We start from the raw sequence: 26,323 nt of genomic DNA, 5'->3' as shown, positions 1-26,323 counted from the left end.
GGGATATTGGCGGCAATTTTGGCAGACCGGAATCATGGGGAGCGGACGATGCGGCATTTCGGGATGCGCTGGGCGGTATTGCTGCTCGCGCTTGCGCCGGTCATGGCATCCGGCGATACCGCGCCGCAGGTGACGATGGCGACGCCGGGTCGTGCTGGCGGGGCGATCGAACGCTTCACCGTGCGCTTTTCCGAACCGATGGTGCCGCTGGGCGATCCGCGCAGCCAGGGGCCGTTTGCGGTGACATGTCCGGTCGCTGGCAAGGGGCGCTGGATCGACCAGGCCACCTATGTCCATGAATTCGAAAAGCCGCTGCCCGGTGGAATTTCGTGCGCCTTCGTGCTGCGCGAAGGACTGAAGACGCTGCGTGGCGCGACGCTGGCCGGGCAGCAGCGTTTCACCGTCGATACCGGCGGGCCGACGGCACGCGCGGTGCTACCGACCGGCTATGGCGGCGATATCGCCGAGGATCAGGTGTTTCTGGTCGCCGCCAACGTCGCGCCGGATCGCGCGTCGGTGGCACAAGCGGCCTATTGCGCGGTCGATGGCATTGGCGAGAAGATCGCCGTCGACGTGTTGCCGCCGGAAACGGCGGGCGATGTGCTCGAAGGCATGGGCGCTCAGCGCTATCAGGTGACCAATTTTCTGGGCGAAGCGGGCTTGCCGCAGGCGCTGCCGGCCAAGGGCAAGGCGCGCAGCGAGGCGTTGGCGAGTATCGTCGCGGTCAAATGCCGCCGGCCGCTACCGCCGGGGCGCGACATGGCGCTGGTGTGGGGGGCTGGTGTGCGCGGCGCGGGTGGCCGCACGGCAGGCGCCGACCAGCGGTTCGATTTCACCGTGCGCAAGGCGTTCGAGGCCAGGTTCGAATGTTCGCGGGTCAATCCCGATGCGGGGTGCAGCCCGATCGAACCGGCGCATGTGCGCTTTACGGCGCCGATCGCACGCGTAGCCGCCGAAGGTATTCGCCTGAAACTGGCCGACGGCACCGAATATCGGCCGGTGATCGACGACAAGGGCGCGCAGCAGGTAAGCGCGGTCAGCTTCAAGGGGCCGGTGCCGGAATCGACCAGGGGGCAATTGCTGCTGCCCGAACGGCTGACCGACGATAGCGGCCGGCCGCTGGCCAATGCAGCGCGCTTCCCGCTCGATATACGGTTCGATGCCGCGCCGCCGCTGGTGAAGTTCGCCGCGAACTTCGGCATCCTTGAGGCCAAGGAAGGCGGGGTGTTGCCGGTTACGGTGCGTAATGTCGAACCGGCGCTGGCGGGCAAGACATTGGCGGTGGGCGGCAAGCTGGCGCGGATCACTGACGACGACAAAGCGGTCGCGCAGTGGCTGCGTACGCTCGACAAGGCCGGCAAGAACGACTTCCGCGAAGAGAAGCGTGGCGGTGAAATGGTGACGGTGAACCATACCGGCGCCACACCGATCCTGGACCGGACGGCCGGCACCACCCCGCTGAATGTCGCGTTGCCGGCCAAGGGGCGGCAGTTCGAAGTGGTCGGCATTCCGCTGGCCAAGCCCGGTTTCTATGTCGTCGAACTGGCTAGTCCCGCACTCGGCCGCGCACTGCTGGGCCGCGATACGCCGCGTTATGTAGCGGCGGGCGCGCTTGTCACCAATCTTTCGGTCCATTTCAAATGGGGCCGTGAAGGATCGATGGCGTGGATCACCGCGCTCGACAGCGGCGATCCGGTTGGCGGCGCGGACGTGCGGATCACCGACAGTTGCAGTGGCAAGCTGCTGGCTGAGGGGAAAAGTGACGGGCGCGGCCGGCTGGCGATCAAGCCGGGGCTGCCCGAACCCGAAACCTATGGATCGTGCGACGACGGCGCATCGCATCCGTTGATGGTATCGGCGCGCAAAGATGGTGATTTCAGCTTCACTTTGACCGGCTGGTCCAACGGCATCCGCCCTTATGATTTCGACTTGGCCTATGGCTGGGACGAACGCACCGATATCTTCCACACCGTGTTCGATCGCAGCCTGATGCGCGGCGGCGATACGGTGCATATGAAGCATATCCTGCGCCGCCCGGTGGCGGCCGGCTTCACCTTTGCCAGCAAGCTCGATGGCGTGCTGCGGCTGACGCATCGGGGATCGGACACACAGTTCGATCTGCCGCTGCATGTGGGCGCGGACGGCATCGGCGAAACCGCGTGGACGGCCCCGGCCGGCGCGCCGCAGGGCGATTATGACCTGACGATCGTATCGGGCGACGATCGGATCTTCACCGACCAGTCGATCCGCGTCGATGAATATCGCCTGCCGACGATGCGCGCGACGGTGACCGGGCCGAAAGCCGCAGCGGTGCGGCCCAAGCAACTGCCGCTCGATCTGTTCGTCGGCTATCTGTCCGGCGGGGGCGCATCGAACATGGGTGTCACCGTGCGCACCGCCTTTGCGCTGGACGATAGCGCGCCCAAGGGCTGGGAAGGCTGGAGCTTCGGTGGGGCCAAGATCACCGAAGGGGTACAGCCGCTTGACGGCGATGGCGATGAGATTGGCGGAACCGTGTTGCCGTCGGCGCAGATGCTGCCCGTCACGCTCGACAATCAGGGCGCGGCGCGCACCAGCGTGGACATGCCGCAGGGCTTCGACCAGCCGACTTTGGTTTCGGTCGAGATGGATTATCAGGACGCCAATGGCGAAATGCTCACCGCATCGCGGCGCATCCCGGTCTATCCGTCGGCCGTGCGCGTCGGCCTCAAAACCGATGGCTGGCTGATGAAGGCGGATGATCTTCGCCTGAAGATGGTCGTGCTCGATGCCGACGGCCGGCCGGCTGCCGGCAAGAAGGTGAAGGTTGACCTCTATAGCCGCGAAATCTTGTCGGCGCGGCGGCGGTTGATCGGTGGCTTTTACGCTTATGACAATAATGCCCGGACGACGAAGCTCGCCAAAAGCTGCACGGCGACCACCGATAGCCTTGGCCTTGCCGAATGCGCGATCGATCCCGGCGTTTCGGGCGAAGTGTATGCAGTCGCGATCGCCGAGGACGATGACGGCAATGTCAGCCGCGCGGTGCGTTCGGTGTGGCTGGCGGGGGATGAGGATTGGTGGTTCGGCGGCGACAATGGCGACCGGATGGACCTGGTGCCCGAACGGACCGACTATAAATCGACCGACACTGCGCGCTTCCAGGTGCGGATGCCGTTCCGCGAGGCGACCGCGCTGGTGACGATCGAGCGCGAAGGCGTGATCGGCAGCTTCGTCACCAGGCTTTCGGGCAAGGATCCGGTGATCGAGGTGCCGTTGCAGGGCTTTTATGCCCCCGACGTCTATGTTTCGGTGCTGGTGGTGCGCGGGCGCGTTGGCGGGTTCAAGCTGTGGCTGTCGAATCTGGCGCGCGAATGGGGGCTGCCCTTTTTCGAACGCGATGGCGCCAAGCCAACCGCGTTGGTCGATCTCGCGAAGCCGAGTTTCCGGCTGGGTGTCGCCAAGATCAATGTCGGCTGGGAAGCGCATCAACTGGCCGTCGAGGTGAAGGCCGATCGCGACAAATATCGCGTGCGCGATGTGGCGCAGGTGGCGGTGCAGGTGAAGGATGGGGCTGGCGCTCCGCCCAAATCGGCCGAAATCGCTTTTGCGGCGGTGGATGAGGCGCTGTTGCAGCTTTCGCCCAATGACAGCTGGAAGCTGATCGATGCGATGATGGGCGAACGCCCGCTTTCGGTGCTGACGTCGACCGGGCAGATGCAGGTCGTCGGCAAGCGCCATTATGGCCGCAAGGCGGTGGCGGCGGGCGGCGGTGGCGGTGGCGATATGTCCGCCGTCAATCGTGAGGATTTCCGCCCGGTGCTGTTGTGGAAAGGCCGCGTGCCGCTGGATGCACAGGGGCGCGCCAAGGTGGCCGTGCCATTGTCGGATGCGCTGTCGTCGTTCCGGCTGGTCGCGATCGCGACGGCGGGGCCGGATCGTTTCGGTACCGGCATCGCGACCGTGCGCACGACGCAGGATCTGACCTTGTATGCCGGGTTGCCGCCCTTGGTGCGGACCGGCGATTTCTATGGCGCGAGCTTCACCCTGCGCAACGGATCGGACAAGCCGATGACCGTGACGGCAACCGCAGAGATGTCCCCGCGCATCGGCACCGCGCGGCCGCTGACCGTGACGATCCCGGCGGGCGGGGCTGCCCCCGTGACATGGAACCTGCCGGTGCCGGCGGGGATCGAACGCTTGTCGTGGACGGTGTCCGCGCGGTCGTCCGATGGCAAAGCCGTCGACAAGCTGACCGTAGCGCAGGAGGTGGCGCCCGCCGTTCCGCTGGAAACCTGGGCGGCGACCCTGGCGCGCGTCGGCCCGCAAACCAGTGTCATGCTGGCCCCGCCGGCGGGCGCGATCCCCGGCCGGGGCGAGGTGACGGTGAAGCTGTCCGATAGCCTGTCGCCGCCGCTCGATGGGGTGCGCCGCTACATGGCCGCCTATCCCTATGAATGTTTCGAACAGCGCCTGTCGAAGGCGGTGGCGCTGGGCGATATGGGCGCATGGGGGCGGCTGGCGGGTGAGGTACCGGCCTATCTCGATAGCAATGGCCTGCTGCGCTATTTTCCGGTGGACAGCATGGAAGGCAGCGAGGCGCTGACCGCATATGCGCTGGCGATCACCGCCGAAGCCGGGTGGCCGATCCCCGAAACCGCCAAAGCCCGGATGATCGAGGCGCTGAAGGGCGTTGTCGATGGCCGCATCGCCAGCAACGGGCAGGGCATAAGCGAGCGACGATTCCTGCGGCTGGCGGCGCTGGCCGCGCTCGCCCGCAATAACGCGGCAACCCCGACGATGCTCGGCCAGATCGGGCTGAAGCCGGCGGACATGCCGACATCGGCGCTGGCCGACTGGATCGTCGCGATCGACCGCACGGGTGCCGATCCGGCGCTGCGGCAGGCGGCCGAACAGGTGCTGCGGACCCGACTGGTCTATGAAGGATCGCGGCTCGATCTGGTCGATAGCGGGGCTGCCCCCTGGTGGATGATGACGAGCGGCGATGAAATGGCGATCCGTGCGCTGATGGCGGTGCTCGGCCGGCCCGGCTGGCAGGATGATACGCCCCGGATCATGGTGGGCGTGGCGCTGCGCCAGAAACGCGGCAGCTGGGATACGACGCCGGCCAATGCGTGGGGCGTGCTGGCCGCCCGGCGCTTTGCCGCGCTCTATCCGCCGGGTGCGGTAACGGGGTTGACGACGGTGAGCTTGGGGGCAGTAACGCGCAGCCAAAGCTGGCCGCAGCCGACCGATGCGCCGCTGCTGCGCCTGCCATTGCCGGCGGCACGGACGCCATTGCTGCTGGCGCAGGCCAGTGGGGCGGGGCCGTGGGCGCAGATATCGCTCACCGCCGCCGTGCCGCTGCAGCAGCCTCTGTTCGCGGGCTACCGCCTCGAAAAATCGGTGATGGTGATCCAGCAGCGGGTGAAGGGGCGGCTGACGCGTGGCGACGTGCTGAAGGTGCGGATCAGCGTCGATGCCACGGCCGAACGCAATTGGGTGGTGTTGAGCGATCCGATCCCGGCGGGGGCGACGATCGTTGGCAATCTTGGCGGCCAATCGCAGCAACTGGCGGATCAGGCGTCGGGCGGGGAGGGCGTGCAGCCATCCTATGTCGGGCGCGGGCTGGATGCGTGGCGCGGCTATTTCGAATGGGTGCCGCGTGGCCGCTTCACGGTGGAATATGCCGTGCGACTGAACGGTGTCGGCACGTTCCAGATGCCGCCGACGCGGGTGGAGGCGATGTATTCGCCCGATATCCGCGCGGCGATCCCGAACAAGCCGGTGACGGTTGCACTGCCGTGAAGCCATGTCGATTCGCCGCCATCTGAGCCGGATCAATATCGCGCTGGCGCTGGTCGGCATCACCGCGCTGGCCTTGCTGGTGCTGTGGCTGCTGACCCTGCCGCCGACGATGCCGTCTTACGCAGCGGTGCGCGAAGCCTATCGGCCGAGCGAGGCATGGCTGCGCGATCGCGAGGGCCGGTTGCTCGATTCCGAACGGGTGGATTTCCATGCCCGCCGGCTGGGCTGGAGCGAACTGGAGGCAATCGCGCCGGCCTTGCGCGAAACGGTGGTCGCGGCCGAAGATCGGCGGTTCAGCGATCATGCCGGGGTCGACTGGTGGGCGCTGGGCGGGGCGGCGCGCGATCGGGTTTCGGGCAAGCGACCGCGCGGGGCATCGACCTTGACGATGCAGCTGGCCGCATTCCTTGCGCCCGAGCTTGCCCGGCCGGGGGCGCGCAACTGGCGGGACAAGCTGCGCCAGATGCGCGCGGCGTGGGTGATCGAGCAGCATTGGTCGAAGGATGAAATTCTCGAAGCCTATCTCAACCTGTCCGGCTTTCGCGGCGAGGCGCAGGGCGTAGCGGCGGCGGCGCTGACTTTGTTCGGTAAGACCCCGGCGGCGTTGTCGCCCGATGATGCACTGCTGCTCACGGCGCTGTTGCCGGCACCGCAGGCGAGTGCGGCGGCGGTGGCGCGACGGGCGTGCGCGATCGGGCGGCGGACGGATTGCATGGCCATCGAAGCGGCGGCGGTGGCGATGCTCGGGCCGGCGCGGCGGCTGGCGCTTGATCCGGGGCTGGCCCCGCATCTGGCGGCGAAATTGCTGCGCGAGCCGGGGGCGACGGTGACGACGACCGTGGACCTGACCACGCAGCGTATGGCCGCGCTGGCGCTCGCTCGGCAGTTGCAGGGGCTGGGCGCATCGCGGGTGCGCGATGGCGCGGTGGTGGTGGTCGACAACGCCACGGGTGACGTGCTGGCTTATGTCGGTGGGGTCGGCGGTCAATCGACCGCAGGCGCGGTGGATGGGGCGGATGCGTATCGGCAGGCGGGATCGACCTTGAAGCCGTTTCTGTATGCACAGGCGATGGAGAGAGGCTGGTTGACACCGGCTTCGATCATCGATGATTCGCCGGTTCAGCTGGATACGGCGTCCGGCCTGTATGTCCCGCAAAATTATGATCGTAGTTTCAAAGGTCTGGTTTCAGCGCGGACGGCCTTGGCGGGATCGCTGAACGTACCGGCGGTGCGCACCCTGTTGCTGACCGGGGTGGAGCCGTTTCGCGATCGTTTGTGGGATGCGGGCTATCGCGGGTTGACCGAGGATGGCGATTATTACGGGTTCAGCCTGGCGCTGGGTTCGGCCGAAGTGACCTTGCTGGAACAGGCGAACGCGTTCCGGATGCTGGCCAATGGCGGGCAGTTCACGCCGCTCAGGATCAAAATGGACGATCCACGGGGCAAGCCGCGCAGCGTGTTTACCCGCCAAGCGGCGTTCCTGGTGGCGGACATGATGGCCGATCCGGGCGCGCGGGCGGTGACGTTCGGGCTGGATAGTGCGCTCAAACTGCCATTCTGGGCGGCGGTGAAGACCGGTACGTCCAAGGCAATGCGCGACAATTGGTGCGTGGGCTTTTCCGATCGTTTCACGGTGGCGGTATGGGTCGGTAATCTGGAAGGCGATCCGATGCGCGCGGTTTCCGGAACGAGCGGGGCGGCGCCGGTGTGGCGCGAAGTGATGCTGGCGCTTCATCGCGATCGGCCGGGGAAACGCCCTACGCCGCCGCCGGGGGTGGAGCATCGCCCTGTGGCCTTTGCCGGCGGGATCGAACCGGCGCGGGCGGACTGGTTCCTTGCCGGCACCGGGCAGACGGCGCTGGCGGCGGCCCCACCCGAAGCGCGCCGGCCGCGTATCGCCGATCCGGTGGCGGGGGCGGTCTATGCGATCGACCCGGATATCCCGATCGATCGCCAGCGGATCCGCGTTGCCACCATGGGCGCGGTGGCGGGCCATCGATTGCAACTCGACAAGCGCGATCTTGGCCCGGCGGATGGCCAGCCGCTGGTGCTGGCCGGGCCGGGGCAGCATCGGCTGTTGCTGGTCGATCCCGCAGGCAAGGCGGTGGATCGGGTGCTGTTCAGCGTGCGGTGAGGCTTTAGTCGCGCAGGGCGGATGCGGCGCGGGCGGCGGCTTCGATGGTTACGCGATCGGGCGCGCCCTTGGGGACGACCCAGCTGCCGCCGACGCATTTCACCGCCGGGATGGCGAGCCAATCGCGCGCGCTGGCTGCGGTGATGCCGCCGGTGGGGCAGAAGCGGGCAGTGTGAAAGGGGGCAGCGAGGGCGTTGAGCGCGGGAATGCCGCCATTGGTTTCGGCGGGGAAGAATTTGAAGCGGGTGAGGCCGAGATCGAGGCCGCGCATGATATCCGCCGCCGTGGCGATACCGGGCAGGAAGGGGATGCCGCTTTTGACGGCGGCCTTGCCCAGCGTCTTGGTCAGTCCGGGACTGACGATGAAACGTGCGCCGGCATCGATGGCGGCTTCGAGCTGATCGGGGTTGAGTACCGTGCCCGCGCCGACGACGGCGCCGTCGACCTTGGCCATTTCGCGGATGACATCGAGTGCGGCGGGGGTGCGCAGCGTCACTTCAAGTGCCCGCAGGCCACCGGCGACGAGGGCTTCGGCGATCGGCCGGGCATGCGCGATATCGTCGATTACCAGCACGGGGATCACGGGGGCCAGGTCCATCACCGCGTCGATAGTCATACGCTTCCCTCTCATCCTAGTTCGTCGCCCTGAACTTGTTTGGGCTGTCGCCCGCCTTCGGCTTCAGGGTCCATCTTGCCACAGCCGATGTCGGCGCAAGGGAAAGAGTGGATGCTGAAACAAGTTCAGCATGACGGCTTGAAACTATAGCCCTGCGCCGGCGAGCATTGCCGAGGCACCCTGTTCGGCGCCATCGGCGGTGTGGCGCATGAAGGCAAACAGTTCGCGGCCGGTGCCAAGCGCCGGTGGCGGGGCGGGAACGGGTTCGCGGGCATTCCATTCGGCAGCATCAACCAGGGCGACCAGTTCGCCGGTTGCGGCGCAGACACGGATGATATCGCCGTCGCGTAACCGGGCGAGCGGGCCGCCGCCCAGGGCTTCGGGCGTGATGTGGATCGCGGCGGGCACCTTGCCCGATGCGCCGGACATGCGGCCGTCCGTCACCAGCGCGACCTTGAACCCCTTGTCCTGCAACACGCCCAAAGGTGGGGTGAGCTTGTGCAGTTCGGGCATGCCATTGGCGCGTGGCCCCTGAAACCGGACGACGACGACGACATCGCGATCGAGTTCGCCGGCCTTGAAGGCGCGGTTGACGTCATCCTGATCGTGGAAGATGCGGGCCGGGGCCTCGATCGTCCAGCGGGAAGGATCGACCGCGCTGGTCTTCATCGTCGCCCGGCCGAGATTGCCGGTGAGCAGCCGCATGCCCCCATCGGGCAGGAATGGATTGGCGACGGGGCGCAGCATCGTATCGTCGAGCGGATCGGCGGGCGCGGGCTGCCAGCCGAGCGTTTCGCCATCGAGCACCGGATCGGCGGCATAAGCCGGCAGGCCGCCATCCCAGATCGTCAGGATATCGCCGTGCAGCATTCCCGCATCGAGCAGGGTGGCGATGACATAGGCCATGCCGCCAGCGGCCTGAAAATGGTTCACGTCGCCCGAACCATTGGGATAGACCCGCGCGATCAGGGGGACTGCGGCCGACAGCCGATCGAGATCTTCCCAATCGATGATGATCCCGGCCGCGCGGGCAATGGCGGGGATGTGGATCGCGTGGTTGGTCGAGCCGCCCGTGGCGAGCAGGCCGACCGCCGCGTTGACGATCGCTTTTTCATCGATGACCCGGCCGATCGGGCGATAATCATCGCCATTCCAGCCGATCTGCGCGAGGCGGTGGACCGCGGCGCGGGTGACTTCCTGGCGCAATTTGGTGCCGGGATTGATGAAGGCGGCGCCGGGGACGTGGAGGCCCATCACCTCCATCATCATCTGGTTGGAATTGGCGGTGCCGTAAAAGGTGCAGGTGCCGGCGCCATGATAGGAAGCGGCTTCGGCTTCGAGCAATTCGGCGCGGCCGACCTTGCCTTCGGCATACAACTGCCGGACCCGCTGCTTTTCCTTGTTGGCAAGGCCCGATGGCATCGGCCCGGCGGGAACCAGCACGGTGGGCAAATGGCCGAAGCGTAGCGCGCCGATCAGCAGGCCGGGGACGATCTTGTCGCAGATGCCGAGAAGTGCCGCCCCCTCGAACATGCCGTGCGACAGCGCGACCGCCGTGGACAAGGCGATCGTGTCGCGGCTGAACAGCGACAATTCCATGCCGCGCTGCCCTTGCGTCACCCCGTCGCACATCGCGGGCACACCGCCGGCCACCTGCGCTGTGGCGCCCGCCTCGCGCGCCCACAGCTTCATCCGATCGGGATAGCCGCCATAAGGCTGATGGGCCGACAGCATGTCGTTATAGGCGGTGACGATGCCGATATTCATCCGCGCGCCATCGCGGATTGCCGGCTTGTCCTCGCCCGAGGCGGCAAAGCCATGGGCGAGGTTGCCGCAGGACAGACGGGGCCGATCCACCCCCCCATCGCGTTCGCGCTCGATCAGATCGAGATAGGCCTGCCTGCCGGGCGCCGAGCGCTCGATAATGCGGGCCGTGACGGCGGCGATGGCGGGGTGAAGCGTCATTCAGCCGCCCAGTGGATATCGATCGGCAGTTCGGTGTCGGCGAGCACCCGGCCGATCGGCACGGAGGATAGCGGGCCATCCTCGATCGCTTTTTCCAGCATTTTGCGCTTGGCATCGCCGGTAACGGTGATGAGCAGGGTGCGGGCCGACAGGATCGCCGCGCGGGTGAGCGTGACGCGGGCGACGGGTGCTTCCTTGGGCATCGGATCGGGCAGAACGCCTACCGCACGGCGCGCATTGGGGCCGTTCAGCGCCTCTTCCAGATCAGGGCCGGGAAAGATCGATGCGGTATGGCCATCGGCACCCACGCCCAGCCACACAAGATCGGGCGGCCAATGCAGATCCTGCAGCCGTGCATCCGCCGCCTTGCCTGCTGCGGTGTGATCGGCCGCCGCTTCGCTGACGATCGGCATCACGCGCGCGCCCAGCGGCAGGAAGATTTTCGCGATCGACGCGATATTGCTCAGCGGATCGCTTACCGCCACCAGCCGATCGTCGGTCGGGATGATGGTGACGTTCTTCCACTTGATCCTGGCTTCGGCCAGCTTGGCGAAGATCGGCGCCGGGGTTGTGCCGCCCGGCAGTGCGATCAGCGCCTGACCACGGGCGTCGAGCGCGCTTTCGATGATGAAGCCGACGTCTCCGGCGACGGCCGCGGCCATCTCGTCGGTATCGTCATAGTCCCACCATTCCGCTTCAATCATGCCAACTCACTCCGTCACGTTCGGTCAGCGCGATCGCTGCCGACGGGCCCCAGGTGCCCGCAGGATAGCTCTTGGGCGTCATCCCGTTCGCCGTCCAGCCATCACGGATCGCGTCGACCCATTCCCATTGCGCCTCAACCTCGTCCCGGCGCACGAACAGGGTGGGATCCCCTTCTATCAGATCGAGCAGCAACCGTTCATAGGCGATGCGGCGGCGCTGGCCGGCAAAGGCGGTGGTGAGCGACAGATCGAGCGGTACTTCGCGCAGGCGGATGCCGTCGCGATCGAGGCCCGGCTCCTTGGCCATCACCATCAGGCTGATTTCTTCTTCCGGCTGGAGGCGGATGATGAGCTTGTTCTGGTGCAGCCGGCTGCCACGTTCGGCGAACATCGAATGCGGGACGGGGCGGAACTGGATGATGATTTCGGACTGGCGGGTCGGCAGGCGTTTGCCGGTGCGCAGGTAAAAGGGCACGCCCTTCCACCGCCAGTTATCGACATGGGCCTTCAGCGCGACGAAGGTTTCGGTGGTGGATGGCTTGCCCAGTTCATCGACATAGCCGGGGACCGGCACACCGCCCACCGCCCCCTTGGTATATTGGCCGATCACGGTGTGGCTGGGGGCGGTATCGCGATCGATCCGGCGGAGCGAGCGGAGCACCTTCACCTTTTCATCGCGGACGGCGCGGGCGTCGAAATGGGCGGGCGGCTCCATCGCGACCAGCGACAGCAACTGGAGCATGTGGTTCTGCACCATATCGCGCAAGCTGCCCGACCCGTCGAAATAGTCGATCCGGCCTTCCAGGCCGACGGTTTCCGACACGGTGATCTGGACATGTTCGATCCCGCCGGCATTCCACAGCGGTTCGAACATCAGGTTGGCGAAGCGCAGCGCCAGAAGGTTCTGCACGGTTTCCTTGCCGAGATAATGATCGATGCGGAAGGTGCGCTGTTCGGGAAAGACCGACGCGACCGCATCGTTGATGTGGCGCGACGAGGCGAGATCGGTGCCGAGCGGCTTTTCCAGCCCGATGCGGACATTATCGCCGGTCAGCCCGGCGGCGGCGAGGCCGGCGATGGTCGGTTCGAACAATTGCGGCGCGGTCGACAGAAAGATCGCCAGATCGCCGTTGCGTGCAGCACCCACCCGATCGCCTAGCGCCGCGAAACCGGCCGGGTCCGACGCATCGAGCGGCACATAATGCAGCCGATCGAGGAAAGTGGCGCGGGCGGTGGCATCCATCCGGTCCGCCGGGACATGCGTGTCGAGCGCGGTGGCCGCGATGGCGCGATAGGCCGCATCGTCGAGCGCGCTGCGCGCCGTGCCGATAATGGCGACATTGGGGGCGATCAGGCCTTCGGCATGGAGCGCGAACAGCGACGGCAGCAGCATTCGCTTGGCCAGATCACCCGTCGCACCAAACAGCAACAATGCACCCGCACCACCCGTCATGAAGATCCTTCCCGGTTATCGCAGCGCAGCAATCTGCGCGTTCGATCTGCGTCCGTCAAAGCCGGAATGTCCGGCCCGTCCTTTCCTCTCCGGCGTGACAAATTTTCCCGTGGCGATAGAAGCCGGGGATGAGCCGCACGCATTCCCCCTGGCGCGAAGATATCCGCGCGACGCTCACGCTTGCCTGGCCGCTGGTGCTGACCAACCTTGCGCAGGCCGCGATCCATGCGACCGATGTGATCCTGCTCGGCCGGCTGGGCGCGCGGCAACTGGCGGCCGGCGCGCTGGGCACCAACCTGATGATGGCCTGCGTGGTGATCGCCAGCGGGCTGGTGATGGCTGGATCGCCGATGATCGCCAAGGCGATCGGCGCGCGATCGAACGCGGTGCGCGATGTGCGCCGTACGGTGCGCCAGACGATGTGGGCGGCGGTCGCGGTGGTCGTGCCCTTGTGGCTGTTCCTGTGGCATGGCGAGGCGGTGTTGCTGGCGCTGGGGCAGGAACCGGTGCTGGCGGCCGATGCCGGCCATTTCCTGCGGGCGATGATGTGGGGGCTGCTGCCTTACGCTTTCTATCTGGTGCTGCGCGTGTTCGTGGCCGCGCTGGAACGGCCGGGCTGGTCGCTGGTGATCGCGCTGGGCGGCGTCGTCGCCAACGCGATCATCAATTATGGCCTTGTCTTTGGCCGGCTGGGCCTGCCGCAAATGGGGTTGGTGGGGGCCGGCATCGGATCGTCGATCGCCAACACGCTGATGTTCGTCGGCATGGCGCTGGTGGTGATGCGTGACCGGCGTTTCCGCCGTTTCCACCTGTTCGGCCATTTCTGGCGGGCGGACTGGCCGCGCTTCTTCGCCGTCTGGCGGCTGGGCCTGCCGATCGCGATCACGCTGGGGCTGGAAGTGACGGTGTTCAACGCCGCGATGTTCCTGATGGGGCTGCTCGGCCAGAACCCGCTGGCCGCGCATGCGATTGCCATACAGGTGGCGAGCGTCAGTTTCATGGTGCCCCTGGGCCTGGCGCAGGCGGCGACGGTGCGGGTGGGCCTGGCGTATGGCCGCAGGGATCCGGTGGCCATTGGCCGTGCCGGCTGGACGGCATGGGGGATGGGTGTCGGTTTCATGGGCGTTACCGCGCTGGTGATGGTCAGCGTGCCGCATCTGCTGATCGGCGGTTTCATCGATTCGACCAACCCGGCCAATGCCGAAGTGGTGCAGCTGGCCGTATCCTTCCTGATGTGGGCCGCCTTGTTCCAGATTGTCGATGGCGCGCAGGCGGTGGGCGCGGGGATGCTGCGCGGACTGCACGATACGACCGTGCCAATGCTGTTCGCCGGTGTCGGCTACTGGCTGATCGGCCTGGCGGTCGGCGCGTGGTTCGCATTCCGTGCCGGCTGGGCCGGCGTTGGCATCTGGGCGGGGCTGGCGCTGGGCCTGGCCATCGTTTCAGTGCTGATGACCGGGCGCTGGACGCTACGCGAACGGATCGGGCTGGTCGACCCCGCCTGGATCAATCGGCCGCGATCTGGCTGATCCTGCGGGTATCGGGCAAAGCGATGAAGGCGATCAGCGCCACCCCGATGCCGGCGGTGACATACCAGTAGAACGCATATTCGACGCCCGCATTCTTGAGCCAAAGTGCCACATATTCGGCGGTGCCGCCGAATGCGGTGTTGGCGATCGCATAAGGCAGCGCCACGCCCAATGTGCGGATATGGGCGGGGTATAATTCGGCCTTGGTGATCGGGCCGACCGATGTGTAGGCCGACATCAACGTCATCGGGATCAGCGCCAGCCAGAATGCGGTGATCGCATCGCTGGTGCCGGCGAGCGCATGGAACACCGGCACCGTCGTCAGCATCCCCGTCACGCCGAAAAAGATCATCTGCGGTTTGCGGCCGATCTGGTCGGACAGCCAGCCCCACAAGGGCTGCTGGACCATGAACACGGCAAGCGCCGCTGCGGTGATCGCGGTGGCTTCCGGTCGGGTGAAGCCGCTGGTGTTGACCAGGAATTTCTGGAGGTAGGTGGTGTAGGCATAGAAAGCGAGCGTGCCGCCGATCGTCATCGCGACGATCATCAAGGTCGCACGGCGGTGGCCGACCCACAGATTGCGTGCCGACGATGCGGGCGTGGCCGCGTGATCGATCTGCTTGAAATGGCTGGTTTCGGCGAGACCCCGGCGGAAGACATAGACGGCGGCAGCCAGCACGGCCCCGATCGCAAAGGGGATGCGCCAGCCCCAGCTTTCCAGCGCGGATTCGGGCATCAGCGCCTGGAGGATCAGCAACACGCCAAGCGCCGCAAGCTGGCCGCCGATCAGCGTGACATATTGGAAACTTGACCAGAAGCCGCGCCGGCCGGCCGTCGCCATTTCGCTGAGATAGGTGGAACTCGCGCCAAATTCGCCACCGACGCTAAGGCCCTGCAACATCCGCGCGAGGATCAGCAAGGCCGGCGCCAGCCAGCCGGCGGTGGCATAAGTGGGGGCAATCGCGATCAGCAGCGATCCGGCGCACATGAGGCCGACCGACAGCGCCAGCCCGGCTTTGCGGCCATGGCGGTCGCCGTAAATGCCCATCACCCACGCGCCGATCGGCCGCATGATGAAGCCGACCGCAAAGATCGCGGCGGTGTTGAGCAGTTGCACCGTGGGATTGTCTTCGGGGAAGAAGGCGGGTGCGAAATAAATGCTGAGCGAGGCATAAGCGAACCAATCATACCATTCGACGAAATTGCCCGCCGATCCGCCTATGATCGATCGTAACCGCTTCGCTGCGTCCGCCATTCGTGCGCCTTCCCCCAAGTCCGCGCCGGTATGGCGGTCAAGCGGCGTGCGGGCAATCCGGTCGACGATGACGGCGAGATGTGGGGGCGGGGCTTGGCAGGGGCTGCGGGATCGACCATGCCTTTGCGATGGCTCGACGATCGTTTTCCCCCCGCGCCGCCCTGACGGCTTTTGCGTTGATGGCGCTGGCCGGGTGTGTCGCCCCCGCACCCCCGCCGCCTCCGCCGCCACAACCGGCTCCTCCTCCGCCGCCGCCGCCGCCATCCGCGCCGGTAGCGTGGGAAGATGCACCGCTGACGCCGGGTGTGTGGAGCTATGCCCGGGCCACGGCACGCTTTGGCAGAACGGGACAGGCGCCGCTGGTTGTGCTGGCTTGCGATGTCAACGCACGGCGGCTGACCTTGTCGCTGAGCGGGCCGCCCATTGCGGCCAATCCGGCGATCATCGTGACGACCAGCTATGGCAAGCGTGCGCTGCCTGCCGTCGCCGGCACGGCGGGATTTTCAGCGCAATTGGACGCGTCCGATGGATTGCTGGACTGGATGGCGTTCAGCCGCGGCCGGATTCGCATTGAGACGGCGGGGGCTGCTTCGCTGACCCTGCCGGCCTGGGCGGAAGTGTCCCGCGTGGTGGAGGATTGCCGCAAATAATTACACCTGCAAATTATTTTGCCGGGGGGCTTGCAGCGCGATTCAGGATGATTCAGTCTCTGTCTTGCTCGTTAACTTAGCGAAAGGAGGTGATCCGATGTCTCATGGCTCAGCACAGAGGTCGGTTCGGTCCGTTCGGAGAGCGCGGGGCTGAACCCCGCAAAAGCTTTCCGGGCCGGCACTTCCGGCCGCTGACCATGTTTGAGGATCGCCGGGTTCGCCCGGCGGTCCTTTTTCACATTTGGGGCCTATGCCGGACGGCTGCGCCGTTCGATCCGCCACTGCCACAGCATCAGCAGCGGCACGACGCCCAATTCCATCGCCAGCCCGAAACGGTGCCCGGCGCCGGGCCAGCCGAGCATCGCCAGCGATACCAGCCGGGCGATGCCGCCCGTCACCACCATCGCGCCGAGCAAACGGAAGCGGGGGCCGCGCGCTTCGATGGCTGGGATGCAACTGGCAAAGCCGATGCCGAGCGCGAAGCAGATGCCTGACAGATAGCGGAAATGGCTGTCGAAGCTGGGGGATGGGGCCAGCATAGTGGTGATCGCCGAAGGGCCGAACAGGATGCTTGCACCACCGATACCCAGTGGAACGAGACAGGCTGTGGCGATTGCCGCCTGCAACAGGCGGCGCTCGGTCATGGGGATCATCGCCGCCAGCTACGCCGTTCGGTACGTTGTTCGAGCAGTTCTTCGCGGACGCGGATGGTGAGCAGGGCGACGCGGACTTCGACAAGGAACAGCGCCAGTCCCGATATCAGCAACAGCATGGCCAGTACGAAGCCCACCGCCATCGTCCGCGCGAAGCCGAGATTGGCGAGGCCGGCGATGAACAGCCCGGCGACGACCGCGCAGATCAGGGCGGCGCTGGCGGTACACAGAAGGATCGCCATGTTGGCCAGCATGATGCGGCGATCGAGCAGGCGCAGTTCACGCACCTGGGCGGCATGGTCGGGATGATCGGTGGGCGTGAATTCCTGCGCGAGCTGGCGGGCGCGATCGACAATCCGGGCGAGCCGTCCGGCCAACACGTTGAGAATGCTGCCAATCCCGGCAAGCAAGAACACCGGCGCCACGGCCAACTGGATGGTGTGGGCGAGATCGGCGACGGCGGCAGAGGCGTTGGATGGCATGGCTGGCAGGATTGGGCACGGCGGCGCGGCCCGTCAAGCGCCGCCATCCCGACAGGAATGGCAGTGCTTGACGAAGGCCGAAATCAGGCGGCCGTCGGGTAGTCGATATATCCTTCGTGCCCCTGGCTGTACCAGGTGCGCGGATCATCCTGCTGCAGCGGCAGGCCATTGGCGAGCCGATATGGCAGATCGGGGTTGGCGAGGAAGGTGCGGCCGAAGCTGACCGCGTCTGCCGCGCCGCTGTCGAGTACGGCCTGCGCGGTATCGTGGCCATAATCCGAATTGAGCACGAGCGGCCCGCTGAAAACCTGGCGGATCGCGGGGGCGACTGCGGGGCGATCGGACGCGCCGAACGTGCCGCCGGGGCCGGGTTCACGCAGTTCGAGGAAGGCGAGGCCGAATCCGTCCAGCGCCTTGGCGGCGGCGGTGAACAGGGCATCCTGATCGCTATCGTCCACGCCCTGGCTATCGCCATTGGGGGAAAGGCGCACGGCGGTGCGATCGGCGCCGACGATTTCGACCAGCTTGCCGGTTACTTCGGTCAGCAAGCGGATGCGGTTGGCGATCGACCCGCCATAGGCATCGTCGCGATGGTTGGAATTGTCGCGCAGGAACTGGTCGATCAGATAGCCATTCGCGGCGTGGAGCTGAACCCCGTCGAACCCGGCGGCGATCGCATTGCGCGCGGCATGGGCATAATCCTCGATCAGACGCGGAATTTCATCGAGGCGTAGCGGGCGCGCCGCGACGAAGGGCTGCTTGCCCTCATAGGTGTGCGCGTTGCCGGGGGCGGTGGTGGCCGATGCCGAAACAGGCGCCTGCCCACCGATGAAGCTGGGATGGACGATACGGCCCATGTGCCAAAGCTGGGCGAAGATCCGCCCGCCGGCTTTGTGGACGGCCTCAGTCACCGGTTTCCACGCGGCCACCTGGGCATCGTTCCACAGGCCCGGTGCATAAGGCCAGCCGGTGCCTTCCTGGCTGATCCCGGTCGCTTCGGACAGGATCAGCCCGGCGCTGGCGCGCTGGGCGTAATATTCGGCCATGATCGGGGTCGGCACATGATCGCGCGTGGCGCGGGCGCGGGTGAGCGGCGCCATCAGGATGCGGTTGGGCGCCTCAATCGCGCCAAGGTGGATCGGATCAAAGAGCGAGGCCATGGAATAAGTCCCCTTTTGCAACTGGACTGTGCCGAGATGGGGCGCCAGATGGCGGAATGCACGAGTCGAGCCCCACAAGATTAACTTTGCGCGACGATAGCGGTAATCGGCGTGGAACCGCACTCGCCTTCGCGGCGATGATCGGCGCGAATGTCGCGCTCGCTTTCGGGGCGTGGCTGGTGCGGCTGGCCGATGTCGGGCCGGTTGCCGCTGGTTTCTGGCGGCTTGCGCTGGCAGCGCCCCTGTTGCTGGCTTTGTGCCTGATGGCGCGCCAGCCGATCCCGGCGATGCCGCGGCGGATGTGGATGGTACTGGCGGTGGGCGGCCTGTTCTTCGCGGCCGATCTTGCCGCGTGGCATGTCGGCATCCTTCACACGACATTGGCCAATGCGACATTGTTCGGGAACATCACCAGCCTGACATTCCCGATCTATGGTTTCATCGTCGCCCGCGCGTTGCCGGGGCGGATGCAGACAATGGCGTTGCTGCTGGCGGCGGCGGGAGCAGTGCTGCTGATGGGGCAATCCTATCAGCTGTCGCCGCAGAATCTGCTGGGCGATCTGCTCTGTATCGCGGCCGGGGTGCTCTACACCTTCTACCTTGTCGCGGTGAGCACGGCGCGCGGGCGGTTGCAGCCGCTGCCGACGCTTATGCTGGCGACACTGTTCGGCGCGCTGCCGCTGCTGGCCTTTGCGAGCCTGATGGGGGAAACGATCTGGCCAACCGCCTGGACGCCGCTGCTGTTGCTGGCGATCGGCAGTCAGGTGATCGGGCAGGGCCTGCTGGTGTATGCGATGGGCCATCTGCCGCCGCTGGTGATCGGCGTTGGGCTTTTGATCCAGCCTGTTGTCGCCGCTTCGGTTGGCTGGATGGCCTATGGCGAAAAGCTGGGTGTGATCGACGCGATTGGCGCGGTGGCGATCGCGATCGCATTGGTGCTGGTAAGGCGGCCGGACCGCCGATGACGGCGATCCGGCCCGCTTGATCGGATTACAGGCCGCCCAATGCGCCCTGCGTGACCATGCAATACAGCATGGGGATCGAAAGCAGCGTGTTCAGGCGCGAAAAGATCATCGCGGTCGACGCCGACTTGGCCTTCACCGCATCTTCGGCGGGGACGATGCCCAGCGCGCGCTTCTGGTTCGGCCAGATCAGGAACCAGACGTTGAACGCCATGATCAGCGCCAGCCACATGCCGAGGCCGATCAGGCGGAAGCCTTCACCAAGCACCAGCGCATCGTGGGCATAACCTGAAAGCCAGGCGACGATCAGGCCGGTGATGACGGTGAACAGCGCCGCATAACGGAACCAGAACAGCGCTTCCGGCGCGATGAACTTGGACACGCCCGGTTTCAATTCGGCCGGCACCTTCGGCATCGTCGGGATTTGCACGAAGTTGAAATAATAAAGCAAACCGATCCACATGATGCCGAAGAGCACATGGAGGAAGCGGAAAAAGCCATTATAATAAGCCGATGGATTGCCATAGGCGCCATGCGCCCAGAAGGCGACGACGACCATGAGAGCGACGCTGACGGCAAGAACCGCCCATAAATTGCTGAAAAATTTTGCCAAATTGGCCTCCCCTATGCTGTGCGAGGCAGGCCCCGGCCCCGCGCGGGGGTGAGCCTATACGCGGTCGTTTCGGCTGTCACGGATATTGGCGTTGCGGCCCGGGCAGCCTATGGTCGACAAATGACCCAGACCGCGCCGGACCTGACGCTCGACGAACTGCGCGACGCCCTCGCGCCGATCATCCCCCGCCACGCTGCCTTCGATGGCTGGGGGGCGGCATCGCTTGATGCGGCCGGCGCCGAACTGGGCCTGCCGCCAGGCCGCGCGGCCCTCGCTTTTCCGGGCGGGGCGATCGACATGATCGATGCGTGGTTTGCGCATATCGATCGCGCGATGGCCGAGGCGCCGACGGGTGACGAACTGGCGGCGATGAAGATTCGCGAACGGATTACCGCGCTCGTCACGCGGCGTCTGGAATTGATCGATCCCGATCGGGAAGCGCTGCGCCGGGCGCTGGCCATTCTGGCAATGCCATCGAATGTCGCCCGTGCGGCCCGGCTCAGCTGGCGCGCGGCCGATGCGATGTGGCGCGCCTGCGGCGACAAGGCGACCGACTTTTCGCATTATTCGAAGCGAATGACGCTGGCCGGCGTCTATGCGGCGACCCTGCTGGCGTTCATCGACGATGAGAGCGAGGGCTTTGCCGATACGCGGGCATTTCTGGCCCGCAGGATCGATCAGGTAATGCGTTTCGAAAAGCTGAAGGCGCAGATCAAGCCCGACAAGGATCGGTTGTTTAGCCCGGCGCGCTTCTTTGGCCGGCTGCGTTATCCGGCGACGTGAACGATCGCGCTGGCCTTTTGCTGTCTCTATTGATAATCACTCGCAGAACAATATCTGTCGGATGAAGTCCTTGCGTCTCGATGAACTGCCACTGCGGCGGAACGCCACGGTTTCCGAAATTGATTGGGACGAGATCGGCCTCGCCGAATCCAAACGCCTGCGCGAATTCGGTTTCGATGAAGGCGTCACGATCATGAAGCTGCACACCGGCCCGATCGGCCGTGATCCGATCGCCTGCCGCGTCGGGCGGATGACGGTGGCATTGCGCCGCCGTATCGCCGCATCGATTCGCGTTGCCGAAGCGACACTATGAATCAGGCACCGCTCGTCGCGCTGGTTGGCAATCCGAATGCCGGCAAGAGCGCCTTGTTCAACGCGCTGACCGGCGCGCGCCAGAAGGTCGGCAATTATCCCGGCGTCACGGTGGAACGGAAATCGGGGCGGCTGGCGCTGGATGATGGCCGTCCGGTCGAACTGGTCGATCTGCCCGGCACCTACAGCCTTGATCCCGCCAGTCCCGACGAGGTGGTGACGCGCAACGTCGTGACCGGCCACCAGACCGGCGAACGGCTGCCGACAGCGCTGGTCGTCGTGGTCGATGCCGGCAATCTCGACAATCATCTGCGCTTTGCCCTGCAACTGATATCGCTGGGCCTGCCGACGGTGATCGCGCTCAACATGATCGACATGGCCGAAAGGGATGGGCTGGAGATCGATCCGCAGGCTTTGTCGCGCGAACTGGGCGTGCCGGTCGTGCCGACCGTGGCAGTGCGCCGTCGCGGGATCGATGAATTGCGCACGGCGCTGGGCGATCTGGTGGGTTCGGGAACGGTGCGATCCCCATCGGCCGAACCGGCCCCGGATCTTGATCTTGTTGCCCTGCAGCGGCGTGCGCGGACGATTTCGGCTGCGGCAACGGTGCGACACAGCACGGTTCGGCACAGCGCCGAATGGGTCGATCGGGTGGCGCTCCATCCGGTGGCGGGGCTGGCCATCCTGTTCGGTTTGCTGTTTGTGATGTTTCAGGCGGTGTTCGCCTGGTCGGAGGCGCCGATCGGCTGGATCGAGGATGGTTTTGCCGCGATTCAGGGGGCCGTCACCGCCGAACTGGCGCCGGGGATATTCCGGTCGCTGATCGTCGACGGGCTGATCGCGGGCGTTGGATCGGTGGTCGTATTCCTGCCGCAGATCCTGATCTTGTTCCTGTTCATCCTGCTGCTGGAGGCATCCGGCTACATGGTGCGTGCCGCATTCCTGATGGATCGGCTGATGGCGGGGGTGGGCCTGTCAGGCCGGGCCTTCATTCCGTTGCTGTCATCCTTTGCCTGCGCGATTCCGGGCATCATGGCGACCCGCACGATTGACGATCCCAAGGATCGCCTGACGACGATCCTGATCGCGCCGCTGATGACCTGTTCGGCGCGCCTGCCTGTCTATGCCGTCATCATCGGCGCGTTCATCCCGGTGCGTGACGTGGGTTACGGCATCGGCCTGCAGGGGCTGGTGCTGTTCGGCCTTTACGTGACCGGCATTGTCGGGGCGATGGTCGCGGCGCTTGTGCTGCGCCGGACCGTGGCGAAAGGGGCAAGCAGCGGCTTCATGATGGAAATGCCGCGCTACCAGTGGCCCGACCCGCGTGACATTCTGATCGGTCTGGCGCAACGCGCATGGATATTCCTGCGCCGCGCCGGCACGCTGATTTTGAGCGCATCGCTGCTGCTGTGGCTGCTGTTGACGTTCCCGCAGGCGCCCGAAGGGCAAAGCCAGGTGGAATATTCGGCCGCCGGGCGAATCGCATCGGGGCTGGAACCGATTGTCCGGCCGATCGGCTTCAACCACGAAATCGCGCTGGCGATCATTCCCGCGATGGCCGCGCGCGAAGTGGCGGTGGCCGCACTCGGCACGGTTTATTCGATCGAATCGCAGGATGAAGCTGCGCTGGAACAATCGGTGACGGAACGGCTGCGTGGCCGCTGGCCGTTGCCGACGGCGCTGGCCTTCCTGATGTGGTTCGTCTTCGCGCCGCAATGCCTGTCGACGATCGCGGTGATCCGGCGTGAAACCAACAGCTGGCGTTGGCCGTTGTTCAGCCTCGGTTATCTGTTCGCGCTGGCATATGTGATGGCGGGTATCACGTTCTGGACCGCCACGGCGCTGGGGCTGGGCTGAGGAAGCGTTAGGCCAGCCTATGCCGGCATAACGATCTAAGATGGAAGCGCGGGCCTCGCCCCGCAGCAGATCAGAAGGATCGGTCGTTCAGGCCTTTTCAAGCGTGCATTGCAGCGGATGCTGGTTCTGCCGGGCGAAATCGATCACCTGGCTGACCTTGGTTTCCGCCACCTCGTAGCTGAACACCCCGCATACGCCGACGCCCTTCTGGTGGACGTGCAGCATCACCCGCGTCGCATCCTCGATGCTCATCCGGAAAAAGCGCTGGAGGCACAGGACGACGAATTCCATCGGCGTATAATCGTCGTTGAGCATCAGCACCTTATAGGGCTGCGGCTTTTTGGTGCGCGTGCGTGTGCGGGTCGCGACGCCCAGTCCGGTGCCGTTCTCGTCGTCCTTGCCCGCCATGGCGCGAATATCGTTCCGCAAACCTGCGCTCATCGCCTCGCCCGTCAATCTCGCTGAACCAACGATATGGCATCGATACCGGCAAGGGCAAGGGCTGGTCATCGTATGTGGCGCTGGATCGGGATGAAGAAACGGCCGCCCCGGTGTCCCGGGACGGCCGTGAAACGCAACGCAACCTGATCGGGTCAGCGTGCGACCGACTTCAGCTTTTCAGCGGCGACCGCATAGCGGCTCGACAGCGGCTGGAACACGTCGCCAGCCAGCTTCATCCAGGCTTCGCTGAACTTCGATGCTTCGGCGACCGCATTGTCGAACGAGGTCTTGGCGAACTCGCTCTGGATCTGGAACAATTCGGTCGGGTTCTTCACCGCGGTGAGGCTCTTGAAGGTCGACGAGGCGTGCTCGAAGCTCTTCTTGCTGAACTCGGCGGCGTCCTGGGTCAGCGCTTCGGCGCCCTTGGCGGCAACCTTGCCCGATTCGACGAGCGCTTCGACATTGCCCTTGGTCAGTGCGGCAAATTCTTCCCCGAACTTGCTGCTCTTTTCGAACGCGGCCTTCGCCTTCGCGCTGGCGTCGGCGAACATGGCCTGCGCCTTTTCAGCAGCCTGCTTGGCGGTTTCGGTGGTGTTCAGCATATCGAAATATCCTTTCTGCGCCGTCGTCGAGCCGGCGGCCGCAACGGAAATGGTGTGCTTCTGGTCAAACACTGGTTTCACGACCGGCTTCGCGGGAGCGAGGCCGGGCCGGCTGGTGGCGGCAACCGTGCGCGGCGCCGCGGGCTTGGTGACGGCTTTCGCCTTCACGATGCGCGCGGCAGCCTTGGCTTTGCGCGCAGGGGCGGTCGCCGCAGGGGCGGGGACCGTTTTGGGTTCGACACGGGCAACAGGCGCTTTTGGCGCAGCAGCGGTGTCTGAATTCACTTTGGCCGGTGCTGGCACCAGCGCCGGCGCGGCGGGGGGCGTTACGGCCGGAGCCTTCGCGACGATTGCCGGAACGTCAGGCTTGATCGGCGCCGCGAAGGGTATGGCGGGGGCTGCAACCCCACTGGGGTTCCCTGGTTTCTTCCCGGACGGCGTATCGTTCATGGCGCTGGCCTCGACTGATGTTGCGATGCACAATACGCACCCGCAGCATAAAAATCAAGCCCATTGTGCACTGCAACATAACTGCAAATATCGCCGTATCGCAGCCGATCAACCGCTTCTAAAACCGCGATTTGGCCAGTCCGGAACAGGGCAGGTTGCGCATGCGTCTAACGCATTCGCACATAACGGCCGGGCGCATCTTCGACAGCTTTCAGCGTGCCCTTGCCGGGGATTCGGGCGCCCGCCGCCTTGATTTCGGCGGCGTCGAGCGCGCGAATCCATTTGATCCAGTCGGGCCACCAGCTGCCCTTGGTTTCGGTTGCGCCGGCGACGAACTGGTCGAGCGTCGTCGCCCGCGCTTCATTGGTCCAATATTGATATTTGTTGGCGGATGGCGGGTTGACCACGCCGGCGATATGCCCCGATCCGGCGAGGACAAAGCGCAGCGGCCCGGTGAAATGTTCGGTGATTTTCCACACGCTTTCCGGTGGCGCGATATGGTCTTCGCGTCCCGCCTGCACATAAGACGGGGTGGTGACGCTGGTCAGATTGATGGGCACGCCACCGACGCTGACACCGCCGGGCTGGACCAGTTTGTTGTCGCGGTAAAAATCCTCAAGATAGGCGCGGTGCCAGGTGTAGGGCAGGTTGGTGGTGTCGCCATTCCAGAACAGCAGATCGAACGGCGGATAATCCTGTCCCAGCAGGTAATTGTTGACGACATAGGACCAGATCAGATCGCGCCCGCGCAGCAGGTTGAACGTCAAGGCCATGTAGCGACCGTCGAGATAGCCCTTGTCGCCGGCAAGCTGGCCGATCAGGTCCAACTGGCTGTCGTCGATGAACAGATTGAGTTCGCCGGCCTGGGTAAAATCGACCTGTGCGGTGAAGAATGTCGCGCTGGCGACCTTGGCCGCGTTGCCGGTCGCGGCCAGATAGCCGAGCAAGGCGGCCAGATTGGTACCCGCGACGCAATAGCCGATCGTATGGACGCTTTCGACCTTGAGCGCGGTGCGCACCGTATCGATCGCATCGAGTATGCCGTTCAGGACATAATCGTCCATCGTTGTACCGGCGAGGCTTTCATCCGCCGATTTCCATGAAACGACAAACACGCTCAACCCCTGTTCCACGGCCCAGCGGATGAAGCTTTTTTCGGGGTTGAGATCGAGGATGTAGAAGCGGTTGATCCATGGCGGGAAGATCAGGAGCGGGATGCCCAGCACCTTGTCCGTCGTCGGTGTGTACTGGATCAACTGATAGAGCGGGGTTTCGTGGATTACCTTGCCGGGGGTGTTGGCGATGTTCCGGCCGACTTCGAAAGCGTTGGGATCGGTGTGGCTGAGTTGACCCTTTTCAAGATCGGCCAGCATATGTTCGAGGCCCCGGATCAGGCTCGCCCCGCGCGTTTCGATCGCCTTTTCGATCACCAGCGGATTGGTGAAGGCAAAGTTGGACGGGCTGAACGCATCGACGAAGGTGCGTGTGGCGAAACGCAACTGTTCCCGTTCACGGGCGGGCACGCCGTCCAGTGCGTCGACGCCCTTCAACAGATGATCGGCGACCAGCATGTAGCTTTGGCGAATCATGTCGAAAATCGGATTGTCGCGCCACTGGGCTGCGGCAAAGCGGCGATCCTGATCGGCCGGTGACGGCGCACCCGTGGCCGGCGCGGTGAGGAATCGCTGCCACAGCTGTAAACTGTCCTTCCAGAAATCGGATTGCGCCTCGCCTGCCTTGGCCGCGTCGCCGAACAGGGCGGTGGCGCGCGCCGTGGCCTCGCCGCCGGCTCCGGCCGCGGTCATCGCTTCGCTAAACTGTTCCAGCATCAGCTGCTGCGCGCGACCGATCACGCCCGTCCAGTGTTGCATATCCGCCAGTCCGGGGAGGGTGAAGGGGAAGGGGGTGTCGCCTC

Annotated in this window: 20 protein-coding genes; 8 read left to right on the top strand and 12 right to left on the bottom strand. The window is 65.4% G+C overall.

Features of this window, described 5'->3' with window-relative positions:
* The first annotated feature begins 48 nt into the window (after window positions 1-48).
* The gene (locus KC8_RS11750) at window positions 49-5,787 is read left to right on the top strand and encodes an alpha-2-macroglobulin family protein (RefSeq protein ID WP_010126376.1); all 5,739 of its coding nucleotides are present in this window, start codon (window positions 49-51) and stop codon (window positions 5,785-5,787) included.
* Window positions 5,788-5,791: 4 nt separating this feature from the next.
* Window positions 5,792-7,921, top strand: a complete 2,130-nt coding sequence (gene pbpC, locus KC8_RS11745) for a penicillin-binding protein 1C (RefSeq protein WP_010126375.1) — start codon at window positions 5,792-5,794, stop codon at window positions 7,919-7,921.
* A 4-nt stretch (window positions 7,922-7,925) separates the two neighbouring features.
* On the opposite strand, the gene eda is transcribed toward pbpC, so the two are convergent.
* The 4 genes from eda to zwf form a co-directional block, all read right to left on the bottom strand.
* Window positions 7,926-8,537 carry a bifunctional 4-hydroxy-2-oxoglutarate aldolase/2-dehydro-3-deoxy-phosphogluconate aldolase gene (gene eda, locus KC8_RS11740; RefSeq protein WP_010126374.1) on the bottom strand — a complete coding sequence of 204 codons (612 nt, stop codon included), beginning with the start codon at window positions 8,535-8,537 and terminating at the stop codon, window positions 7,926-7,928.
* A 144-nt stretch (window positions 8,538-8,681) separates the two neighbouring features.
* Entirely contained in the window at window positions 8,682-10,502 is a 1,821-nt protein-coding gene (gene edd, locus KC8_RS11735) for a phosphogluconate dehydratase (protein ID WP_010126373.1), read from the bottom strand.
* The gene (pgl, locus tag KC8_RS11730; RefSeq protein WP_010126372.1) at window positions 10,499-11,206 is read right to left on the bottom strand and encodes a 6-phosphogluconolactonase; all 708 of its coding nucleotides are present in this window, start codon (window positions 11,204-11,206) and stop codon (window positions 10,499-10,501) included. The genes edd and pgl overlap by 4 nt, the downstream gene beginning before the upstream one ends.
* Entirely contained in the window at window positions 11,199-12,659 is a 1,461-nt protein-coding gene (zwf, locus tag KC8_RS11725) for a glucose-6-phosphate dehydrogenase (protein ID WP_010126370.1), read from the bottom strand. Before zwf ends, pgl begins: the two co-directional genes overlap by 8 nt.
* A 128-nt stretch (window positions 12,660-12,787) precedes the next feature.
* On the opposite strand from zwf, the gene KC8_RS11720 reads away from it, so the two are divergent.
* Complete coding sequence (locus KC8_RS11720; RefSeq protein ID WP_010126368.1) at window positions 12,788-14,188, top strand: MATE family efflux transporter; 1,401 nt, start codon at window positions 12,788-12,790, stop codon at window positions 14,186-14,188.
* On the opposite strand, the gene KC8_RS11715 is transcribed toward KC8_RS11720, so the two are convergent.
* Window positions 14,166-15,443 (bottom strand): MFS transporter, encoded by a 1,278-nt coding sequence (locus tag KC8_RS11715; protein WP_010126367.1) that lies wholly within the window; start codon window positions 15,441-15,443, stop codon window positions 14,166-14,168. The genes KC8_RS11720 and KC8_RS11715 overlap by 23 nt on opposite strands.
* A 128-nt stretch (window positions 15,444-15,571) precedes the next feature.
* On the opposite strand from KC8_RS11715, the gene KC8_RS11710 reads away from it, so the two are divergent.
* The gene (locus KC8_RS11710) at window positions 15,572-16,093 is read left to right on the top strand and encodes a hypothetical protein (protein ID WP_029624652.1); all 522 of its coding nucleotides are present in this window, start codon (window positions 15,572-15,574) and stop codon (window positions 16,091-16,093) included.
* 248 nt (window positions 16,094-16,341) lie between these two features.
* On the opposite strand, the gene KC8_RS11705 is transcribed toward KC8_RS11710, so the two are convergent.
* From KC8_RS11705 to KC8_RS11695, 3 genes are all read right to left on the bottom strand, one after another.
* Window positions 16,342-16,737, bottom strand: coding sequence for a DUF4345 domain-containing protein (locus tag KC8_RS11705; RefSeq protein ID WP_010126365.1), 396 nt, complete (start codon window positions 16,735-16,737; stop codon window positions 16,342-16,344).
* Window positions 16,738-16,742: 5 nt separating this feature from the next.
* A complete protein-coding gene (locus KC8_RS11700; protein ID WP_010126364.1) occupies window positions 16,743-17,228 on the bottom strand; it encodes a DUF2721 domain-containing protein in 486 nt (161 codons plus the stop codon).
* An 83-nt stretch (window positions 17,229-17,311) separates the two neighbouring features.
* The gene (locus tag KC8_RS11695) at window positions 17,312-18,388 is read right to left on the bottom strand and encodes an alkene reductase (protein WP_010126362.1); all 1,077 of its coding nucleotides are present in this window, start codon (window positions 18,386-18,388) and stop codon (window positions 17,312-17,314) included.
* Between the two features lie 56 nt (window positions 18,389-18,444).
* Here KC8_RS11695 and KC8_RS11690 point away from each other — a divergent pair, with 56 nt between their 5' ends.
* A complete protein-coding gene (locus tag KC8_RS11690; protein ID WP_029624650.1) occupies window positions 18,445-19,353 on the top strand; it encodes a DMT family transporter in 909 nt (302 codons plus the stop codon).
* A gap of 25 nt (window positions 19,354-19,378) precedes the next feature.
* On the opposite strand, the gene KC8_RS11685 is transcribed toward KC8_RS11690, so the two are convergent.
* Window positions 19,379-19,909 (bottom strand): urate hydroxylase PuuD, encoded by a 531-nt coding sequence (locus KC8_RS11685; RefSeq protein WP_010126360.1) that lies wholly within the window; start codon window positions 19,907-19,909, stop codon window positions 19,379-19,381.
* Window positions 19,910-20,083: 174 nt separating this feature from the next.
* Here KC8_RS11685 and KC8_RS11680 point away from each other — a divergent pair, with 174 nt between their 5' ends.
* From KC8_RS11680 to feoB, 3 genes are all read left to right on the top strand, one after another.
* Window positions 20,084-20,746, top strand: a complete 663-nt coding sequence (locus tag KC8_RS11680; protein ID WP_010126359.1) for a COQ9 family protein — start codon at window positions 20,084-20,086, stop codon at window positions 20,744-20,746.
* A gap of 61 nt (window positions 20,747-20,807) precedes the next feature.
* Window positions 20,808-21,059 carry a FeoA family protein gene (locus KC8_RS11675; RefSeq protein WP_010126358.1) on the top strand — a complete coding sequence of 84 codons (252 nt, stop codon included), beginning with the start codon at window positions 20,808-20,810 and terminating at the stop codon, window positions 21,057-21,059.
* Window positions 21,056-22,915 (top strand): ferrous iron transporter B, encoded by a 1,860-nt coding sequence (gene feoB / locus KC8_RS11670; protein ID WP_010126356.1) that lies wholly within the window; start codon window positions 21,056-21,058, stop codon window positions 22,913-22,915. Before KC8_RS11675 ends, feoB begins: the two co-directional genes overlap by 4 nt.
* A gap of 87 nt (window positions 22,916-23,002) precedes the next feature.
* On the opposite strand, the gene clpS is transcribed toward feoB, so the two are convergent.
* The 3 genes from clpS to KC8_RS11655 form a co-directional block, all read right to left on the bottom strand.
* On the bottom strand, window positions 23,003-23,356 hold the full coding sequence (clpS, locus tag KC8_RS11665; protein WP_010126355.1) for an ATP-dependent Clp protease adapter ClpS: 354 nt from the start codon (window positions 23,354-23,356) through the stop codon (window positions 23,003-23,005).
* 152 nt (window positions 23,357-23,508) lie between these two features.
* Complete coding sequence (locus tag KC8_RS11660) at window positions 23,509-24,243, bottom strand: phasin family protein (RefSeq protein ID WP_232455524.1); 735 nt, start codon at window positions 24,241-24,243, stop codon at window positions 23,509-23,511.
* 332 nt (window positions 24,244-24,575) lie between these two features.
* The gene (locus KC8_RS11655; RefSeq protein WP_050805427.1) at window positions 24,576-26,279 is read right to left on the bottom strand and encodes a PHA/PHB synthase family protein; all 1,704 of its coding nucleotides are present in this window, start codon (window positions 26,277-26,279) and stop codon (window positions 24,576-24,578) included.
* Window positions 26,280-26,323 lie beyond the last annotated feature (44 nt).

Source organism: Sphingomonas sp. KC8, from assembly GCF_002151445.1.
In the GTDB taxonomy this organism is placed as follows: domain Bacteria; phylum Pseudomonadota; class Alphaproteobacteria; order Sphingomonadales; family Sphingomonadaceae; genus Sphingomonas_E.
Note: the sequence above shows the minus strand (reverse complement) of the source record. Positions and strands in the feature narration are given on the sequence as shown.

Excerpts from the sequence above, each read along its gene's own strand:
- KC8_RS11695 (WP_010126362.1), bottom strand. The coding sequence starts at position 18,388 with ATGGCCTCGCTCTTTGATCCGATCCACCTTGGCGCGATTGAGGCGCCC.
- pbpC (WP_010126375.1), top strand. The coding sequence starts at position 5,792 with ATGTCGATTCGCCGCCATCTGAGCCGGATCAATATCGCGCTGGCGCTG.
- KC8_RS11655 (WP_050805427.1), bottom strand. The coding sequence starts at position 26,279 with ATGCAACACTGGACGGGCGTGATCGGTCGCGCGCAGCAGCTGATGCTG.
- KC8_RS11705 (WP_010126365.1), bottom strand. The coding sequence starts at position 16,737 with ATGACCGAGCGCCGCCTGTTGCAGGCGGCAATCGCCACAGCCTGTCTC.
- KC8_RS11685 (WP_010126360.1), bottom strand. The coding sequence starts at position 19,909 with ATGGTCGTCGTCGCCTTCTGGGCGCATGGCGCCTATGGCAATCCATCG.
- KC8_RS11710 (WP_029624652.1), top strand. The coding sequence starts at position 15,572 with ATGGCTCGACGATCGTTTTCCCCCCGCGCCGCCCTGACGGCTTTTGCG.
- KC8_RS11680 (WP_010126359.1), top strand. The coding sequence starts at position 20,084 with ATGACCCAGACCGCGCCGGACCTGACGCTCGACGAACTGCGCGACGCC.
- KC8_RS11675 (WP_010126358.1), top strand. The coding sequence starts at position 20,808 with ATGAAGTCCTTGCGTCTCGATGAACTGCCACTGCGGCGGAACGCCACG.
- KC8_RS11715 (WP_010126367.1), bottom strand. The coding sequence starts at position 15,443 with ATGGCGGACGCAGCGAAGCGGTTACGATCGATCATAGGCGGATCGGCG.
- zwf (WP_010126370.1), bottom strand. The coding sequence starts at position 12,659 with ATGACGGGTGGTGCGGGTGCATTGTTGCTGTTTGGTGCGACGGGTGAT.
- KC8_RS11690 (WP_029624650.1), top strand. The coding sequence starts at position 18,445 with ATGCACGAGTCGAGCCCCACAAGATTAACTTTGCGCGACGATAGCGGT.
- KC8_RS11720 (WP_010126368.1), top strand. The coding sequence starts at position 12,788 with ATGAGCCGCACGCATTCCCCCTGGCGCGAAGATATCCGCGCGACGCTC.
- eda (WP_010126374.1), bottom strand. The coding sequence starts at position 8,537 with ATGACTATCGACGCGGTGATGGACCTGGCCCCCGTGATCCCCGTGCTG.
- KC8_RS11750 (WP_010126376.1), top strand. The coding sequence starts at position 49 with ATGCGGCATTTCGGGATGCGCTGGGCGGTATTGCTGCTCGCGCTTGCG.
- edd (WP_010126373.1), bottom strand. The coding sequence starts at position 10,502 with ATGACGCTTCACCCCGCCATCGCCGCCGTCACGGCCCGCATTATCGAG.
- clpS (WP_010126355.1), bottom strand. The coding sequence starts at position 23,356 with ATGAGCGCAGGTTTGCGGAACGATATTCGCGCCATGGCGGGCAAGGAC.
- pgl (WP_010126372.1), bottom strand. The coding sequence starts at position 11,206 with ATGATTGAAGCGGAATGGTGGGACTATGACGATACCGACGAGATGGCC.
- feoB (WP_010126356.1), top strand. The coding sequence starts at position 21,056 with ATGAATCAGGCACCGCTCGTCGCGCTGGTTGGCAATCCGAATGCCGGC.
- KC8_RS11700 (WP_010126364.1), bottom strand. The coding sequence starts at position 17,228 with ATGCCATCCAACGCCTCTGCCGCCGTCGCCGATCTCGCCCACACCATC.